Raw genomic sequence first — 18,723 nt, 5'->3', positions numbered from 1 at the left:
TTTTAACCTGCTGCAGGATGGCCCAAATGCCGGATAAAGGTGACAACACCTTTGTCCGGCTCTTTTCGCGTAAGAAAGGATGGATACAGGATGAAAAAGCGCATTTGGAAAACGATTTTAATAACCACAGCAACGATCGCCATTTTGCTTATCGGCACCGTTGGTTTTTTCTATTGGAAAATCAGTTCAATCAGCTTGGAGGATATCCAGCAGCGACGTGCCGCTTTAGTAGCTGAGCAGGATGGAGCGGCGCCAGCCTCTGGAGGGGCGGGCAATCAGGTGGAGCTGCCGTCCTCACTGGATAGTGCGGTGGGCAAAGCGGAGCAAATTGCAGGCAAAACAATCAAAAGCGATGACGCGCTGGACGTAGCCGCTATTTTGCTAAACTCCGGGTTGTCATTCCGCGAAATGTATATTTTGCTGGGGCAATCGGACGAGGAGCTGACGACGGAGGAAAAGCAGGCCATACGCGATTTGCTGCTGGCAAAGCTGACGACGGAGGAAATCGACGCCCTGCGCTCCATTACGAAGCAATATGGAAAGTATTTGGCGATTGTGGATGTGAACTATCCGATTGAAGCGGTTGGCGAGAAGGACGATGCGAAGCGCAAGGCGATTTTGGAAAAAGCAAAGCAGGCTAAGAAAGACGAGGAGGGCGAGGGCAAGCAAGCTGCGGAGGCGAATGCTCAAGAGACGGCTTCCTCTCAGGCAGACTCGACAGGCAAGACGGACGTTGCAGCTGAAACGGATGAGTCAGACAAGCAGTCAGGCGAGAAAGCGAATACGGGTACAGGCGACAAGACTGCCAGCACGGCGAAGGATGATCAAAGCAAGACTAAAGCACTGGGCAGCAAATACGAGTCACAGCTATCCGCATTAAAAGGAAAATGCGTCAGCAATGCCAATCAATTAATGACACAGGTCGTTGCGGCAATAAACAAAAGCACGGAACTGGATGAAAAGGCGTTGCAAGGGGAGCTGCTGGGGAAAATTGCTGCTGCAGAGGCTTCTTGCGATAAACAATACCAAGCATTAATTAACAAGGCTGAAACAGAATATAAGGAAGCTGGTATAGCCTTTGCTAAAAAATCAACGTGGACGCAGGAATATCAATCCATTAAAGCGGAAATTCGCAGCAGCGCCATCAACAAACTGAACGCTGTTCAAGCAAGCGGATAAGGGGCACCGACTAGGATGGATTTTGCGAAGGGTCGCCGGATGAAGTGCGGTCGCGCACAACGCGTTCAAGCAGCATCCGGACAAGCTCTAAATCCTCCTGCTCCAGCGGAACGCCGTCCCAATGAAGCTGCTCATGGTTGAAAAATTCCTTGGCATTGTTGCTCGGCTCCTGTTGGTCAGGATAGTCCGTTAATCCTAGCAAATAATCGGATGTCGTAATTAATTTCTTCGCAATGCTTTGAATGGTCTCCAAAGTAGGCTGCCGATAGCCGGATTCATAGCCTGCATAGGTACTTTTAGCCACGCCTACGGTATCCGCTAGTTGCTGCATGGAGTATTTTCTTTTTTTTCTGAGTTGTTTAAGGCGTTTAGCAAACATGAGGACCTCCTATTAACCTTCGGTAACTACAAACATTTTACAGATATTAAAAACCAATTACAACCGATTCCAGCCCCCACCGAATGGCGTAAAAGGCTAGATTTTTCAACGGCTGATCATTTAGGCCTATGTCTAGATTAACAACCTCGGAGCAGCAACACAAGTCTTGTAATTTGAACAATTTCTTGAATAAATATATTTTTTGAGCATAGTGAAAAATAAAGTATATATTATTACAAATTATGACACGATATTCGTTTTTCGACATGGCGTTTTGTCGCTAATGGTCGTTAAATGCTTGCGAAAAAAATACCCTGAAAAACCAAACAACCTGACATTATGCCTTCTGGCGTCAGGTTGTTTAGTTATTCTACATTTATTTGTTCAAAAAATATTGGTCTTAAACGATTATGATCGTCTTCTTCGTCCAGCCAAGATCAGGCTAAGAATGAACACCAGTACAACTGCGCCAATTAACGCTGGAATGAAATAGAAGCCGCCGATGACCGGACCAAGCTCGCCGAAGATCAAGCCTCCGAGCCATGCGCCGATAAAACCTGCAATAATATTTCCAATGATGCCTCCGGGAACGTCACGTCCAACGATCATTCCTGCGAGCCAACCGATAATGCCTCCTATAATTAATGTCCATAAAAAACCCATATTGATCACTGCCTTTCTCTTTGTGTTTGTGCTGTTCACCAATGTGTGGCTTGTGTCAGCTGTTGTAGTGTCTCATGTTATCTATGTAACCATATTTACGCGCCACTAATCAAAATCATACAGGGAGATTTTGGTTAAGCTATGTGGAGCCGTACTTATTGACATGAAACCAAAAGGTTTCGTATAATCCGAAGGGAAACCTAATGGTTTCGTATGTATACGCATGACTAGCTGCATAACTGATGGCGTAGATGAGGCAGTGAATGAAAGGACAACAGGCAGTCAAATGTCTGCCCGTCCTCACGGACACAGAATCCGCTATTTGTTATAGAAAGTGAACTTACCCTAAGGCAGCGGATAGGAGAGGCGTTATTTGCCCGATAGAGCCGTAAAATGACGTTTAAAAACACAAATAAGAGCGCTGGTGCCCGAGAGAATAGGAATTGCAATGATTTTGCGTATATAACGGCTTTGGTGTCCGCAAGAACTTTAGATGATACTTAGATGATAAAGCGATTATAAGAGGAGACGATCAGCAATGAGCAGCGAAGCGGCAAATACGCTGCCGGATATCCGGCAGACGCTGGTGCTTAAAGCGCCAATTGACAAAGTGTGGAAGGCAGTAGCGACGTCTGAGGGCATCGCCGCATGGTTTATGCCCAATGATTTTCAGCCGGAGGAAGGTTACGAGTTTCAGCTGGAAGCTGGCGCGTTCGGAAAGTCTTCCTGCAAGGTGACGGTCATTGATCCGCCTAACCGCCTCTCCTTCAAATGGGGCATTCAGCAAAGGCTGGCATCGTATGTCGAAGCGCAGTAGCGACGCGGCGGCGGAGGAGCCGAAGGCAGAGGTGTTCCAAGCGATTGCTGATCCGACCCGCCGCAGCCTGCTTCGGCTGCTTGTAGATGAGGAGATGCCCGTCACTGTCATTAGCAGCCATTATGAGATGAGCCGGACGGCGGTATCGAAGCATTTGCGAATTTTGGCAGAGGCGGGACTGGTCAAGGAGCGCAAGGTTGGCCGGGAAACCCGTTACCGGCTCGATGCGGAGCCTTTGCAGAAGCTAAAGCGATGGCTCGCTTTCTACGAGCGTTATTGGGAAAATAGGCTCGGTGCGCTTAAGCGTTACGTAGAGGAAGATGGTCAGGGGGAGGGAGCGGATGCTTTTTCGGCTCCAGCAGTTGTGAAAGAGCCAGCTGCGAAGCGGGATTGAAGCATGAGCTCCACTCATCTGGCTGCTCCGATTGTCCGATGCTTCCGTCCATATGATCTCTGAGCATAGGTGTATACGACAGATGAGTTGACAATTTCCTGATTTTTCGTCATACATATATAGAGCAAGGAAGAGAATGGGCAGCAAGGAACCGGAGGTTATGGACAATGGGCAGGAAAATTATGTTTACAGGCGGAGGGACGGCAGGCCATGTGACTGTAAACTTGGCGCTGATTCCCCGTTTCGCGGAGGCTGGCTGGAAGATCCATTATATTGGATCGGAAAACGGCATAGAAAAGCAACTTACTGCTCCACTAGAGCAGCTTACATATCATGGTATTGCAACAGGCAAGCTTCGCCGCTATTTGGACTGGCAAAATGTGAAGGACCCTTTCAAGGTCATCAAAGGGGTTTTTCAAGCTTATCGGCTCATTCAGCGGGAGAAGCCGAACGTTATTTTTTCCAAGGGCGGATTTGTTTCCGTCCCGGTTGTGCTGGGCGCGTGGCTTAATCGGGTGCCGGTGCTTATTCATGAATCGGATCTGACGCCAGGACTGGCAAACCGAATTGCGATCCCTTTTGCAACAGGCGTGTGTACGACTTTTCCCGAGACAGCGCAGCACTTGCCTTCAGGCAAGGCGCATTATGTCGGCGCAGTCATCCGTGATGAGCTGAGGCAGGGCGTAGCCTCGCGAGGCAGAGCCTATTGCGGTCTGCTGCCCGCATCCGGAGCAGCTGATGCAGAAGCCTCAACAGCCTCAGGTGCAGCAGGCAGCTTACAGACGCTAAGCCAGGCGCCGCAAGTGCAGGCGTCAAAGGAAAGCGCCGACTATGCGACTAATCCTGCCAAGCTGGTCGTGAACATTTCGGGAAAAAGCGTGAGAGCAGAAGAGCCTGCGATAGAAACAGCAAAAGCAATAGCAGCAGTAGAGGTAAAGGGTGCGGCGCGCGTAGAGACGGGCGGAGCGAAGCCCGTTCTGCTCATTATGGGCGGCAGCCTCGGATCGCGGGCGATTAATAAGGCGGTGCGCAGTGCGCTTAGCGAGCTGACCCGCCAATTCAGCATCGTGCATTTATGCGGCAAGGGACAGGTGGAGCCAGCCCTTGAAACGGCGGATTACAAGCAGTTCGAATACATCAATGAGCAGCTTCCCGATGTGCTGGCGATGAGCGATATCGTGCTTTCCCGCGCCGGCTCGAACGCGATTTTTGAGTTTCTGCATTTGCGCAAGCCGATGCTGCTTATTCCGCTTACGAAAGCACAGAGCCGGGGCGACCAACTGCTTAACGCAGATTCGTTTAAGTCTTCTGGCTTTTGCGAGGTGCTGCATGAGGAGCAGGTGACGCCTGATACGCTGCTGTCGGCGATTGAAGACGTCTACCGGAATCGCGCCGCATACATTAAGCGGATGGAGCAGGAGGAGCGCCGCGACACCTTGTCGCAGCTGTATGAGCTGATTGTATCGTCCGCGCGGAAATAACAGGCAATTCCGTATAGCGCAGCAAAGGCGTTTAGGCGATGAAATACAGGCGAGATTTCAATAATCCATTCGATTTTAACTGGAAACGATGATATGATGTTACAAAAGAATGTCGGAGGGATTACCCGGTGGAGTATATTAGTACAAGAGGAAATGTAGGCAAAATCGGATTTATCGACGCTTTTCTAATGGGTCTTGCAGATGACGGAGGTTTGCTCGTTCCGAGTGAAATTCCTGTTTTTTCGGCTGAAAAGCTGAAGGCGTGGCAGAACCTGTCTTATCAGGAGCTGGTGCTGGAGATTTTCGGTTATTTCACGAATGATGAAATTCCGGCGGAAGACTTGCGGGCGATGGTGAATGCCAGCTACGGAACATTCCGCGATCCAGGCGTTACGCCTGTTCGCCGCTTGAAGGACAACCTGTATTTGCTGGAGCTGTTCCACGGCCCAACCTTTGCATTTAAAGACATTGCGCTGCAATTTATGGGCGAATTATATACGTATGTATCCCGCAAGCAGAACAAGACGATTCATATTCTTGGCGCGACATCCGGCGATACGGGCGCATCGGCGATTCAAGGCGTACGTGGCAAAGACGGCATCAAAATTTGCATTTTGCATCCGCATGGCAAAGTCAGCAAGGTGCAGGAGCTGCAAATGACGACAGTGCCGGATGACAACGTCTTGAACCTGTCGGTCGACGGCAATTTTGACGACTGCCAGCGCATCATTAAAGATTTGTTTGCTGATTTGGAGTTTAAGTCCGCTAACCATCTTTGTGCAATTAACTCCATTAACTTTGTGCGCATTTTGGCGCAGACGGTTTATTATTTCTATGCTTACTTCCAGGTTGCGAAGCAGCAGGATGTGCAGGAAGTCAATTTCAGCGTGCCGACTGGCAACTTTGGCGATATTTTCGCGGGCTACCTTGCGAAGCGCATGGGTCTTCCGGTGAACAAGCTGATTTTGGCAACGAACGAAAACAACATTTTGGAGCGTTTCATCAAGGAAGGCGTGTACATGCCGGGAGATTTCCGCAGCACGTACAGCCCTTCGATGGACATTCAAGTGGCAAGCAACTTCGAGCGTTATTTGTATTATGTGCTGGGTGAAAACCCGCAGCTGATTACAGAGCTAATGAACCAGTTCCGCAAGGAAGGCAAGCTCGTTATTTCTGGGGATGATCTGCAGCGGGTTCAAGCCGAATTCGGCGCTCATGGCGTTGGCGGGCAGGAATGTCTCGATACGATCAGCAAATACAACGCCGAAAGCGATTATTTGCTTGACCCTCACTCCGCTTGCGGCGTGGCGGCAGCTGATCAATGTGCACAAAGCGGCGATGTAACGATTTCGCTGGCTACGGCGCATCCCGCCAAGTTTGATGAGGCGATACGTCTTTGCAGCATTGAGCAGACCTTCCCTGAGCAAATTTCGTCCTTGTTCGAGAAAACGCAGCGCCAGACTCGCGTTGAAGGTACGCAGGAAGCGATTGTCAGCGAGCTGTTGAAATTTTATAACGCATAATCGCGCTTAAACAGCGGGAGCAGCCGGTCAGAGCCTATCTGATCGGCTGTTTGTGCACAATGAGGTAAAGGGACGTAGAGAGGAGGCAGCTGATTAATGGACTATAGTGGAAAAATAGTGCTGGTAACCGGCGCCGCGCGTGGCATCGGCTTTGCTGTTGCCGAAGCCTATACGAGGCAGGGCGCCTTCGTTATTGCGGCAGACCGCGACAGCGAAGGAGCCAAGAAGGCGGTGCTTAGTATACAAGAGCAGGGTGGCAAAGCTGCCGCCTATACCATTGATTTGGCTCAGCCAGCGGAAATTGAAGCGATGTTCGCTTTTATAAGCGAGACCTACGGCGGCCTGGATGTGCTGATTAACAACGCTGGTTATGCGGTGTGGAAGTCGCCATACGACCTGGAGGTTGAAGAATGGGATGCGCTGCTCCATACGAATTTGCGCGGCACTTTTTTGTGCGCAAGGGAAGCCGCTAAGCTGATGCGCGGCAACGGAGGAGGAGCCATCGTCAATATGGCCTCGACGCGTGCCCTAATGTCTGAGCCCAATACGGAGGCGTATGCGGCCTCCAAGGGCGGCATTGTTGCGCTGACGCATGCACTGGCCCTTTCTTTTGGCCCGGATCGCATTCGCGTCAATGCCATCAGCCCCGGCTGGATTGAAACCGGCGATTATGAAGCGCTGCGGCCGGAGGATCATGGCCAGCATCCGTCCATGCGGGTCGGCAAGCCGGATGATATCGCCAAAGCGTGCTTTTATTTAACCGATCCGGGCAATGATTTCGTTAATGGCATTAATCTCATCGTCGATGGCGGCATGACGCGCAAAATGATTTACGAGGAATAGCGTCATTTCGTATCCGTATCGCAAGCCCTAAGCCTAAGCTACTATTGCAACTTGCATAGCGCTGGCGTAGAATAAGACAAAATAAAGCAGGAATAAAGGAAGGAGATGGGAGTATGGAGCGAAAGCCAAGGCAATGGTGCAGCCGGTTTTGCCCGTCCAGCCCGAAGCGCGTTTCTATTTCCATTCCTTTGAAACACCAAGGCATTTGATGCTTTGGTGTTTTTTTATGTCTTTTTTCAAAATATAAGACTTTATAAGTTTCCCCCTTATACTCCCCAATGTTCTGCTTCTTGCGAACGTTAATCTAACTGGAGGTGCATGATCAATGTTGAACAGCAGGTATAAGAGAGTGCTGATTAAGCTGAGCGGAGGAGCGGTTGCAGGTGGAAGCGAGTTCGGCTTTGAGCCTGAAAAGCTGGAGCATATCGCGAGCGAGGTGCTGTCCGTCGTGAAGATGGGCGTAGAGGTATCGCTCGTTATTGGGGGTGGCAATATTTTTCGCGGCAATATGGGCGAGAGCTGGGGCATTGAGCGTGCGGAGGCGGATAATATCGGTACGCTGGCGACGGTTATTAACAGTCTGATGCTCAGAGGCGTGCTGAAAGCCAGAACGAAGAAGGAAGTGCGCGTCATGACGGCACTGCCGGTCAGCAGCGTTGCCGAGCCTTACATCCGTTTGCGCGCGGTGCATCATTTGGAGAAGGGGTATATCGTCATTTTTGCTGGCGGCAACGGGCAGCCGTATGTGACGACGGATTATCCATCGGTGCAGCGGGCGATTGAGGTAGGGTGCGATGCGCTGCTGGTCGCCAAGCAGGGCGTAGACGGCGTGCTTGACGCCGATCCCAAGCTGCATAAGGGAGCGCGAAAATTCAAATCGCTGCACTACAACGATGTGCTGGATCAGCAGCTTAAGGTGATGGACCAGTCGGCCTTTATTTTGGCGCGGGACTATAATCTGCCGATTCATGTGTTTAATTTCGACAAGCCGGGCTCGATGAAGGCGATTTGCCAAGGCAGCCATGTCGGCACGCTGATCAGCAACAGCTCTGTGCTGGAAATGGATGCCTGATTTTGTAACCTCCTCATCTATCAACCTAATGACTGAATGAACAAATAGCCATGCAGCCATCAAGCTGCAACCTTCCAATTGGAAACACCGTCCATATAGACAGCTTGTAAATGGTCATTGGGGGTAGGGATGAAGATGTTCAACACAACGACGACAAGGAAGTCTAACAAGAGCGGGAAAGCTTGGCGCGGCTTGCTGGCGCTTACGCTTCTAGCAGCGATTGTATGGACGGGGGGCCCGCACAGTGCAGCGATTGCCAGCGGGGAGCAAGCAGCAAGCCAATTGCAAAAGCAAGGGCAGGAGCAAGCTGTCGAAGCTGCTGAGGCCGTCCCCAAAAGCTTTACGCAAATAGAAGCCGCCCATAACTATACGATTGCGCTGCGCAGTGACGGCACGGTTTGGGCTTGGGGACGCAATTTGTGGGGAGAGCTTGGGCTGGAGGGAAATCCAGGTTTTCGCAATACAGTAGCGCCCGTACGTTATGCCGGACTTTCCGATATTGTCTATATTCATATCAATAAGAGTGATCAAAACTATATGGCGGTAAAGGCAGACGGAACGGTCTGGACCTGGGGCCACAATGACAGCAGCGGAAAAGATGCAAATGGGCTTCGGCAGGTAGCGGGCGCTGCTGGCGTAGCGAAGGTGGCAGGCGGATATGGCTATGATATAGCTTTATTGAAAAATGGTACGGTCTCAACATGGACGAAGCAGCAAGACGACACCGGAAAGCTCAGCTTTGGAAAACCAGCTGCCGTGAAGGGCTTAAATCAAGTCGTGCAGGTTGCATACGGTTATCCTAAGGCTTACGCCGTGAAGAAGGATGGAACGGTATGGAGCTGGCAGCCTGTGGCGGCGCTCCGAGAGGGCATGGAGACGATTAAGCCTACCGCTCCGGCTAAATTAACCGGCTTGTCTGGCATAACCTCCATCGTCGCGTATAGCGGCGGTATGATGGCATTAGATATGAAAGGAAAAGCGTGGAGTATGGATGAAAATGGCGAAAAACAAGCTCTGTATCCGATACTTACGCTGAAGGAAATAAGTGGGAATGAGGACAGCCAGCTTTTGCTGACGACAGGTGGCGAGGTTTTTGCTTATGGACAGACCGCTACTGGCAAGCAGGGCAAAGTGCGAGGGCTCACCCGGATCAAGCATATCGCAGCCGGGGAAGACCACGGCGTTGCCATTGATGAGGATGGCAAGGCATGGGGCTGGGGCCACAACAAGTTCTATGAAGCAGGCGGACCATCCGTGCGCAGCGATGGCATGGTTTACACGCCTATGCTGGCAAGGCCGGCTGTTGATACCATCATAAATGGGCAATGGTTAAGCAGCATTTACCCTACACTTCCGCAAGGAGAGACGGTATATGTGCCGATAAAAGACGTAGCCAAAGAATTAGGCATGACGTTGAGCTCCGTTCTTAATAAAGAAGGCTTTAGGATTTATACGCTTAAATACAAGGAACGTTCAGCAACCTTCCGTATAGGCGATACCCAGGCGAAAGCAGGCAATGTAACGTTTGAGCTGCCAGAGGCTCCGATTGTTTATTCCGGTGCAACGGCCGTTCCGTACCAGTTGCTGGAGCAAGGCTTGGGGCTCACGGTTCAATGGAACGAGCAGCTTAAGCAGCTGACAATTTCGAATTAGTTGTCGAAAGAAAATAAAGAGTTAGACTGAAATCGTTAATTTAATGTTTTTTTTATAATTAAGAATCTTCAGCTTTTGAAAAATAAATTTTAGACTGATCCATTAAAAGAAGCAGCGGCGGACCAAGACTTGAAAAATAAAGTCTTAGACTGCCGCTGTTGTCATTGAACTAACGTCTCCCGTTAGTTCAATCATATCAACTCTGAGATAAACATTGGTGTAGCGCCATCCTCTGTATTAAAGCCAAATTTATTATAGAAATCCACTGCATGAGGATAAGAAATTAATACTTTTGTTTTACATCCTTTATATCTATCAAGCATTATATTCATCATTTCCTTACCTATACCTCTACTCTGATAACTCGGATTAATAAGCATATAATGAAAATATACCGTTAAAACACCATCTGACAAAGCATTTATTAAACCGACAAGCTTTCCTCCTTCCCAAGCGGTAACAATGGAATGAGACCCTCCGATTGCTTGTAAAAGCTCGTTTGGATACTTGCCAGACTCCCATTCTACCGAAAGAAATAACTCTTGGAGTGCATCCTTAGTGATATCCTCTGTGCTTGAAGCGTAATAAATACTCACCCTATACCTTCCTTTCATAAAACTAACTATGGCACAACATCTGTTTTAAAAGCCCATATTTAGATGGTTTTGCAATCCTTGCGAAACCATAAAATAATACTGACAAAGCAATTTCGGATTTCTCAAAGTGAATAATCACTTTATTTACCTCATTATATTATTAAAAATATGTATAGAAAATGGATTAACTGAAGTGAAATTTGTATTTATTCACATTAGAGAACATTAATCTAACCAAAAGGAAAAACCCTTTAACAACCTCAAATACCCCTCGGCCCACCTTGCTTCGTGGACCGAGGGGTATTTTTTGAAATATAGGAAAGGATATGATTTTCCCATCCTTTCTCTATAGTTCTCGGAATGAAACGCGCTGCGCCGTCAGAGGACGGCGACAGCCGTTTCACCTTGCATAAGCCGCTATATAATTTGCTGCTTCGGCAAGCAGGGTAAAGCGTGCGTCTTGTCGAAAGTAATGGGATACAGCAGCGTTCATGCTGCAAGACATCCACTCACGATACAACACATTAATAGTGCAAGACGCTATTGCTGAATCGTTCTTCTCCTGTACCAACAAGCTCTGTCGCAGAATTCTCATACTGTTCTAATTGTTCAAGCGCCTTCAATTTGCTGCCGCTGCTAGTTATAAGCTGAGCCACAATTGCTTCGCCGGGGGCGACGACGGTTATGTCTCCGTGATTTCTCTCCCCGATGATTGCGCCGTCATGAATAACGGCGTTTTCGCCAATAATGGCTCTATGAATAATAACATTGCGCCCAATTTTTGCACCGGGCATGATGATGCTTTCGGCGATGCCGCTGCCTTTTCCAATGCTGACTCCTGCGCCCAGCACTGAGCGTGAAATCCGGCCTTCGATTGTGCAGCCAGGGTGGGCAATGCTATTGCTCAGCACAGCTTGCGGGCTGACGTAGGGTTTTCGTACCGGCTGAACCTCTTTGGATCGCAGAGGCCACGTTTCTGTAGTCAAGCTCATCTCGCCGTCAAGCAGCTCCATATGCGCTTCCCACAGGCTTTCTACGGTGCCGACATCACGCCAGTAGCCCTCATATGGATAAGCGTTCAAGTTTTCCTCTGCAGCCAAAATGGCAGGAATAATATCTTTGCCAAAGTCATGGCTTGAATGAGGGTTTGCGGCGTCCTCCAGCAGGATGCTTCTCAAATCTTGCCAGCGGAATAAATAAATGCCCATAGAAGCCAAGTTGCTTTCCGGGGTTGCTGGCTTCTCTTCAAACTTCACAATGCGGGACTGCTCGTCCGTATGCATAATGCCGAAGCGATGGGCTTCACGCCATGGGACCTGCTTGACGGCAATGGTGGCCATTGCCTTGCTTGCCTTGTGAAATTCCAGCATTGGGCGATAATCCATCTGGTAAATGTGATCGCCTGATAAAACAAGCACATGCTCCGGATGATGCTCGTCCACATAAGCAACGTTGCGAACAATCGCATCGGCCGTGCCCGTATAGCAGCCTGAGCTTGATACCCGAGAAGCTGGCAGCATCGTAATTTCGCCAGAATGCTTCGTCGTTGTTGAGCGCAGCCAAGCTTCTCCATCCGTAATGTGGTCGTGAACCGAATCGGAGCAATATTGAGTGAGCACGCCAATGGTGCGAATGCCTGAGTTAATGCAATTGCTTAATGGAAAATCAATCATGCGGAAGCGATCGCCAAAAGATACGACGGGCTTGGCCATTTGGCCTGTAAACGGTGCTAAACGACTTCCTTGTCCTCCAGCTAGCAGCATTGCGATGCAATCGGTATTATGCATTAGGCTTTTTCCCTCCAGGCCGTCCGTGACGGGTTGTTGTAAGGTATTTTTAAACGACTGAAGGGCGCTTGAAACGATTGAGTCAAAACCAATTTTTAAGGTTAATATTAGCTTTCGTGTGCTTTACTATACGTTCATTGCGAACATAAAGCGGGTGAAATGGATGGAAATCTCCACATTGTCCGAAGAAGAAATTTTTCTGTTTCATGAAGGAACATGGGCGCATAGCTATCGAAAAATGGGCGCTCACCAAGCAAGCGAGCATGGAATCGAAGGTACTCGCTTTAACGTTTGGGCGCCGGAGGCGCGGGAGGTTCGTCTGGCGACGGATTTTAACGGGTGGCATGGCGGCAATGAGCCGCTAAACCGGCTTAACAAGTCCGGCATCTGGACAGGCTTCTTCCCGAATATGCCGAAGGGCGCTTTGTATAAATATGAAATTGTAACCCAAAATGGGGAGAGGCTGCTCAAAGCCGATCCTTATGCCGTATATGCCGAGGTAAGGCCGCAAACTGCATCCCGCGTATGGTCGCTGGAAGGTTATTCATGGCAGGATGAGGCGTGGATGCGCGGAAAAAAAACGCCATATGCCCGTCCAATGAACATTTACGAGGTGCATCTTGGCAGCTGGCGCAGGCATAAGGATGATACGCTGCTTTCCTACAGCGAGCTGGCTGATCAATTGGTCGCTTATGTAGCGGACATGGGCTATACCCACTTGGAGCTGCTGCCGCTAACCGAGCATCCATACGATAAATCATGGGGCTACCAGCCGACTGGCTATTATGCCGCGACTAGCCGCTACGGTGAACCGCAGCAATTAATGGAGCTGATAGATCGGTGCCATCAAAACGGGATTGGTGTCATTCTCGACTGGGTGCCGGGGCATTTTGCCAAGGATGCGCATGGCTTGCGTTGTTTTGACGGCTCGGCTTTGTTTGAAAATGAAGACCCGCTCATTGCCGAGAAGCCCGGCTGGGGAACGCTCGCCTTCGATTACGGAAAGCCGGAGGTTTGCAATTTTTTAATTTCGAATGCATTGTTTTGGTTTGACCTGTTTCATATTGATGGCTTGCGCGTTGATGCGGTCACCAGCATTTTGTATCATGATTTTGATAAAAAACCAGGCCAGTGGCGTCCGAATGAATTCGGCGGCAAGGAGCATCTGGAAGGCATCGCTTTTTTGCGCCAGCTGAATAAGACCGTTTTTCAATATTACCCGCATGCCCTTATGATGGCCGAGGAGTCGCATGCTTATCCCGGCGTTACGAAGGCAGTTGATGAAGGCGGGCTTGGATTTAACTACAAGTGGAATATGGGCTGGATGAATGACACGCTAAGCTATGCGAAGCAGTCTTTTTTCGATCGGAAAAATCATCATAATTTGCTGACCTTTCCGATCTGGTATGCTTGGCAGGACAATCATGCGCTACCACTGTCTCATGATGAGGTCGTGCATGGGAAAAAATCGCTGCTGAACAAAATGCCCGGCAGCTATGAGCAAAAATTTGCCGGTTTGCGGCTGTTCTACGGCTATATGATGACCCATCCTGGCAAAAAGCTGCTGTTTATGGGCGGCGAATTTGCCCAGTTCATCGAGTGGAAGGACGACGCGGAGCTTGACTGGCTGCTGCTGGATTATGAGCCCCATTGGCGGATGCAGGCTTATACGCGCAGGCTAAATCAGCTGTATGCCCAGGAGAAAGCGCTGTGGAAGCTGGATCATGATTACAAGGGCTTCGAATGGATTGAGCACGAGGATCATTTGCAAAGCGTCCTTTCTTATCGCAGATTAGCCAGCCCGAAGGGTGAAGCGCTTATCATGCTGTGCAATTTTACCGATTACGCACATCCGGTTTATCGTATTGGCGTGCCGAGCGCAGGGGATTATGAGATCGTGCTGAATAGTGATGAGCCTGCTTATGGCGGGTCGGGTTTTCAAGCGGAGCTGCTGCGGGAAGGTGGAACTATTGCATCCCAGCGCATCAACTGGCATGATAAGAAAAACAGCGTAGAGCTGCCGCTGCCGCCGTTATCTGTCCTTATTTTGCGGCGGGTAAAGGTGAAGCGTTCCTGATAGATCGGCTTGCAGCATTATGAAACCAAAGAGCAGGGGATGAAAAGCATGAACGTATTGTTTGCGGCTGCGGAATGCGTGCCATTTATGAAGACGGGCGGCCTTGCTGATGTAGCAGGCTCTCTGCCGGAAGCATTGAATGAGAAGGGCGCGGATGTCCGCGTCATTATGCCGCTTTACGCTTCGGTGAAGGACGTATATCGGGCGCAGATGAAGGAGCTTGGATTCATCTATGTATCGGTAGGCTGGCGCCATGTTTACTGCGGCATCAAGGAGCTTGTCCATGAAGGCGTCGTTTATTATTTTATCGACAATGAGCATTATTTCCATCGCGGCTCGGCTTATGGCTATGGGGATGACGGCGAGCGTTACGCTTTTTTCTGCCGGGCGGTGCTTGATGCGCTGCCGGTGATGGGCTTCATCCCGGATGTGCTGCATTGCCATGATTGGCATACGGGCATGATTCCTGCTTTGCTCAAGCATCATTATTGGCATCGGCCGGAATATTCCCACGTGAAGACGGTGTTCACCATTCATAATTTGCAATATCAGGGCAACTATCCTCATCAAGCGTTGGGCGACTGGCTGGGGCTGCAAAATGAGATGTTCACTCCGGACGGAGTCGAATATCATGGTTCGGTGAGCTTTATGAAGGCGGGCATTCAGCTTGCTGACCGGGTGACGACAGTCAGCCCGACCTATGCCAATGAAATCCGCACAGCTGAATATGGTTATGGCATGGATGGCACGCTGCGGGCGAAAGGCGAGCGGCTCCTCGGTATTGTTAACGGCATCGATGCGCGCAGCTACAACCCTGAGACCGATCCGTTCATTCCATTCCCATACAAGGACAGCCTTAAGCTGAAAAAGCAAAACAAAACGGCACTCCAGCAGGAGCTCGGACTGCCGGTCAACGATGCGATTCCCCTCATCGGCATGGTCGGCAGGCTTGTGGATCAAAAAGGGCTGCCGCTCGTGCTGGAAGTGCTGGACGAGCTGCTGCAAACAGAGGATATTCAGCTTGTGCTGCTTGGCACCGGTGAACCCGAGATGGAGCACGCGTTCCGCGCCGCTCAGTATCGTTATCCAGGCAAAATGGTTTCATGGATCGGCTTTGATGATGGCGTAGCCCGCCGTATTTATGCGGCATCCGATATGTTCCTTATGCCGTCCTTATTCGAGCCATGCGGAATTAGTCAGCTTCTGGCGCTGCGTTATGGCAGCTTGCCTATCGTCCGCGAGGTTGGCGGGCTCAAGGACACCGTTCAAAGCTACAATGAGTGGACGGGAGAGGGCAACGGCTTCTCCTTCGCCAATTACAATAGCCGAGATATGCTGAGTACGATTCGTTATGCTATTCATATTTGGTGGAATGAGTCCCATCGAAGCAAGCTGACTGCAGCCGCCTTTACCGGCGATTACAGCTGGGGAGCGTCGGCCGAGCAATACATAGCCCTGTATAAAGAGCTGAGTCAATAAAGTTTCGGGACAAAAGGAGTGTGACCGCCGATGATAGAGCGCTTATTGGAGCTGCAGAGGCGCATTTACCATTATCAAATGGACATTAAGCAAAGCTATGATCCGGATCATGCCGTCTGGTCGCCCTATCGTGATGCTAAAGTGAGCTTTGCCCAGGTAGGCGACCAGTACGAGCTCCTGTTTTATGGCGTCGGCTATGATGAAAATCCGACGATTGCGGCAGATGATTTCGACTACGAGACGAACTATCCTTTTGTAAAGTTTCTGGAGTTTATTTGTTTGCCTGACGTTGCTCCTCATCTTGCTTCGCTCACCTTTACGGGGCCTGATGAAGGGGCGAACGGCATGAATGAATGGAATTTCTCGCGTATGGTTCATTCCGAGGCGGAGTTTTCGGCTCTGCGTTCCTTCCTCGTGCAGCTCACAGATTCAGGCGATCATAACGTCCGTTTTATCGGGTGCGACTATGATGAGGAGCATGGCATGGTGACGAAGCTGCTTGCTAAAATGCCAGCTGTTCTCACCTTCCAGACGCCGACTGTGCCGGATGAGGCTTTTTTCGCGATTGAAGGCCACCCGCTCCGCGAATTGAGACTGCAGGTAGGGTTCTCAGAGGAATCCTTTATTACCCGTCTCGCCGAGTGTCCCTATTATTCTGAATTGCGGCAGCTGGACTTTTCTGAGCGGATTGAAACGATCGATGAGGTGCCGGAGGATGCGATTCCTTATGCAAGCTATGAAGCATTGTTCGCGTCTGACCGATTTATCCGCCAGCCGCATTTTCATTTCAAGCTGCGCCATTCCACGCTGACCTTGGATGAGGTAATCGCACTCGGCAAGCTTCAGCCCCATGTGCAATTTCTGTTTATTCAGGGACGTGGCGGACGGTATGCTTCGCATCTGTGCGATTAAGCTATAAAGAAAAGGACAGGCCGGAAAATCCGATGCCTGTCCTTTTTTTGCTGCCTTTGTAAGCCCTGTTCAAGTCCTATGCAAACTACTTTAAATGTTCCGGTACAAAATCCGGTAGCCCATCGGCTCAAGCTCAATGCGGAGCTGGTTCTCAAATGTCGCTACTTCTTCCTCGGTGAGCGCATCACGCCAACCGCCAGCCAGCATGGGGTGGGCGAGAAATACATCCTCCTCCGTATTGTTCATCCAAATGGTGAAATGCTGCTTATTGTTCATCCGCTCATAGACGAAGGTGCCTTTCTCGCTGCTCGCCTGCAGGAAACGGAAGCGGCCGCAGCGCAGCGCCTCATGCTTTTTGCGGAGCGAAATGATGATTCGATAAAAATCATGCAAATCCCGATCCTGCTTGGCCTCATCCCATTCCATGCATTTGCGGCAATCCGGGTCGCCGCCGCCTTGAATGCCAACCTCATCGCCGTAGAAGACGCAAGGTACGCCCATCGACGTCATCATAAACACGGCTGCCAGCTTCGCCCGCCGCTTATCGCCGCCCATTCTGGTCAAGGAGCGCGGAATGTCATGGCTCGACAGCAGATTCAACAGCGCTTCGTTCGTCTGCTGCGGATAACGCATGAGCAGGCGGTTTACCTCCTCGGCAAAATCCGATGCGTGTCTGTCGTTGCTGGAGAAAAAATCGAGCACGCTGTTCGTAAAGGGATAGTTCATCGACGAATCGAATTGGTCGCCTTGCAGCCAGCGCAGCGCATCTCCCCACACCTCGCCGATAATGTAGGTGTCGTGCTTCACGGCTTTGACTGCGCCGCGAAACTCCCGCCAGAAATGATGGTCGATTTCGTCGGCGACATCGAGCCGCCAGCCGTCAATGTCCGCTTCGCGAATCCAATGGACGGCAACGTCGAGCAAATATTTTTTCACTTCAGGATTGGCGGTGTTAAGCTTGGGCATGTTGCCATAAAAGCCGAATGTATCATAGTTCGCCTTGCCATCCTGAACAGCTACCGGAAAGTGATTCAGATGGAACCAGTCCTTGTATTTGGACTTTTCTCCGTGTTTCAGCACATCCTGAAAATGGGGGAACTGCTCGCTCACATGGTTGAACACTGCATCCAGCACGACACGAATGCTGCGCTTATGACACGCGTCAACCAGCTTCTTAAGCAGCTCTAAATCGCCGAACTGTGGATCAATCATGTGATAATCAACCGTATCGTATTTATGATTGGAAGGCGAAGTGAATAGGGGGGTCAAATAAATGGAATTTACGCCCAGGTCGCTAATGTAATCCAGCTTATCTAATATCCCCTGCATGTCGCCGCCGAAATGCGAATGAATATCTGGCGTTTCTCCCCATGGCCTGACATAATCATGGTCGTTTTCCTTGTTTCCGTTATTGAAGCGGTCCACCATGATTTGATAAAAGACCGCGTTTTTCGCCCAGTCTGGCGCATCGAATAAGTCAACCTCATGAATGTAGGGCACCTCAAAATAACCGCCCGGAGGCGTCGGCTGCTGCGCATAAAAGCCGGTCTCGATCTTCCACATCGTCTCTGTGCCGGCATGCAGGCGAAATCCGTAGGAGAAGCGTTTATATTTCGGAATAATAACACCTTCCCAATAATCAAACAGCTGATCGGAGGCGATTTTTTCCATAACAATTTCTTGGAGGTTGCCGTTCCAGTCGTATTTGTCTCCGGCGACCATGACGACGTCCTCCACATCATTTTTTCGCGTGCGCAGCCGAATGTGATAGGTGCTTAGATCATAGGCGTAGGCCCACTTGTGGCTTGGCGTGTGGTGAATGGCTTCTCTTAGCATAAATAGTCGTTACTCCTCTCCTATCAAGCGGT

15 protein-coding genes and 1 pseudogene are annotated in these 18,723 nt (G+C 50.1%); 11 read left to right on the top strand and 5 right to left on the bottom strand.

The window, feature by feature from the left end; genetic code table 11:
* The first annotated feature begins 90 nt into the window (after positions 1 to 90).
* Complete coding sequence (locus AC50YG_RS29105; RefSeq protein ID WP_494832112.1) at positions 91 to 1,179, top strand: hypothetical protein; 1,089 nt, start codon at positions 91 to 93, stop codon at positions 1,177 to 1,179.
* 10 nt (positions 1,180 to 1,189) lie between these two features.
* Here AC50YG_RS29105 and AC50YG_RS29100 read toward each other — a convergent pair whose 3' ends face one another.
* On the bottom strand, positions 1,190 to 1,558 hold the full coding sequence (locus tag AC50YG_RS29100) for a helix-turn-helix domain-containing protein (RefSeq protein WP_341279554.1): 369 nt from the start codon (positions 1,556 to 1,558) through the stop codon (positions 1,190 to 1,192).
* Between the two features lie 408 nt (positions 1,559 to 1,966).
* The gene (locus tag AC50YG_RS29095) at positions 1,967 to 2,221 is read right to left on the bottom strand and encodes a GlsB/YeaQ/YmgE family stress response membrane protein (protein WP_473759158.1); all 255 of its coding nucleotides are present in this window, start codon (positions 2,219 to 2,221) and stop codon (positions 1,967 to 1,969) included.
* A gap of 538 nt (positions 2,222 to 2,759) precedes the next feature.
* Here AC50YG_RS29095 and AC50YG_RS29090 point away from each other — a divergent pair.
* The 7 genes and pseudogenes from AC50YG_RS29090 to AC50YG_RS29060 all read left to right on the top strand — a co-directional run.
* Positions 2,760 to 2,999 (top strand): annotated as a pseudogene (locus tag AC50YG_RS29090) (SRPBCC family protein); the annotation flags it as partial.
* Positions 3,000 to 3,021: 22 nt separating this feature from the next.
* Positions 3,022 to 3,432: an ArsR/SmtB family transcription factor gene (locus AC50YG_RS29085; RefSeq protein ID WP_494832109.1), complete on the top strand. Its 411-nt coding sequence runs from the start codon at positions 3,022 to 3,024 to the stop codon at positions 3,430 to 3,432.
* A 167-nt stretch (positions 3,433 to 3,599) separates the two neighbouring features.
* A complete protein-coding gene (locus tag AC50YG_RS29080; protein ID WP_494832107.1) occupies positions 3,600 to 4,913 on the top strand; it encodes a glycosyltransferase in 1,314 nt (437 codons plus the stop codon).
* Positions 4,914 to 5,041: 128 nt separating this feature from the next.
* Entirely contained in the window at positions 5,042 to 6,436 is a 1,395-nt protein-coding gene (thrC, locus tag AC50YG_RS29075) for a threonine synthase (RefSeq protein WP_494832105.1), read from the top strand.
* A gap of 96 nt (positions 6,437 to 6,532) precedes the next feature.
* Positions 6,533 to 7,279, top strand: coding sequence for an SDR family NAD(P)-dependent oxidoreductase (locus tag AC50YG_RS29070; protein WP_494832103.1), 747 nt, complete (start codon positions 6,533 to 6,535; stop codon positions 7,277 to 7,279).
* A 325-nt stretch (positions 7,280 to 7,604) separates the two neighbouring features.
* Complete coding sequence (pyrH, locus tag AC50YG_RS29065) at positions 7,605 to 8,351, top strand: UMP kinase (protein ID WP_494832101.1); 747 nt, start codon at positions 7,605 to 7,607, stop codon at positions 8,349 to 8,351.
* 129 nt (positions 8,352 to 8,480) lie between these two features.
* Entirely contained in the window at positions 8,481 to 10,004 is a 1,524-nt protein-coding gene (locus AC50YG_RS29060) for a stalk domain-containing protein (RefSeq protein WP_494832099.1), read from the top strand.
* Between the two features lie 191 nt (positions 10,005 to 10,195).
* Here AC50YG_RS29060 and AC50YG_RS29055 read toward each other — a convergent pair whose 3' ends face one another.
* Positions 10,196 to 10,600 carry a GNAT family N-acetyltransferase gene (locus tag AC50YG_RS29055; RefSeq protein WP_494832097.1) on the bottom strand — a complete coding sequence of 135 codons (405 nt, stop codon included), beginning with the start codon at positions 10,598 to 10,600 and terminating at the stop codon, positions 10,196 to 10,198.
* 524 nt (positions 10,601 to 11,124) lie between these two features.
* Positions 11,125 to 12,387 carry a glucose-1-phosphate adenylyltransferase gene (locus AC50YG_RS29050; RefSeq protein WP_494832095.1) on the bottom strand — a complete coding sequence of 421 codons (1,263 nt, stop codon included), beginning with the start codon at positions 12,385 to 12,387 and terminating at the stop codon, positions 11,125 to 11,127.
* Between the two features lie 163 nt (positions 12,388 to 12,550).
* Here AC50YG_RS29050 and glgB point away from each other — a divergent pair, with 163 nt between their 5' ends.
* The 3 genes from glgB to AC50YG_RS29035 are packed head-to-tail and all read left to right on the top strand — an operon-like array spanning position 12,551 to position 16,855.
* Positions 12,551 to 14,464 (top strand): 1,4-alpha-glucan branching protein GlgB, encoded by a 1,914-nt coding sequence (glgB, locus tag AC50YG_RS29045; protein WP_494832093.1) that lies wholly within the window; start codon positions 12,551 to 12,553, stop codon positions 14,462 to 14,464.
* Between the two features lie 48 nt (positions 14,465 to 14,512).
* On the top strand, positions 14,513 to 15,943 hold the full coding sequence (glgA, locus tag AC50YG_RS29040) for a glycogen synthase GlgA (protein ID WP_494832091.1): 1,431 nt from the start codon (positions 14,513 to 14,515) through the stop codon (positions 15,941 to 15,943).
* A 30-nt stretch (positions 15,944 to 15,973) separates the two neighbouring features.
* Positions 15,974 to 16,855 carry a hypothetical protein gene (locus AC50YG_RS29035; RefSeq protein ID WP_494832089.1) on the top strand — a complete coding sequence of 294 codons (882 nt, stop codon included), beginning with the start codon at positions 15,974 to 15,976 and terminating at the stop codon, positions 16,853 to 16,855.
* A 90-nt stretch (positions 16,856 to 16,945) separates the two neighbouring features.
* Here the strand turns inward: AC50YG_RS29035 and AC50YG_RS29030 are convergent, their stop codons facing one another.
* Positions 16,946 to 18,691 (bottom strand): alpha-glycosidase, encoded by a 1,746-nt coding sequence (locus AC50YG_RS29030; protein WP_473759138.1) that lies wholly within the window; start codon positions 18,689 to 18,691, stop codon positions 16,946 to 16,948.
* Positions 18,692 to 18,723 lie beyond the last annotated feature (32 nt).

This window comes from Paenibacillus sp. J31R34 (assembly GCF_059383715.1).
The sequence above is the reverse complement of the archived record's forward strand: the minus strand, read 5'-3'. Positions and strand labels throughout refer to the sequence as shown.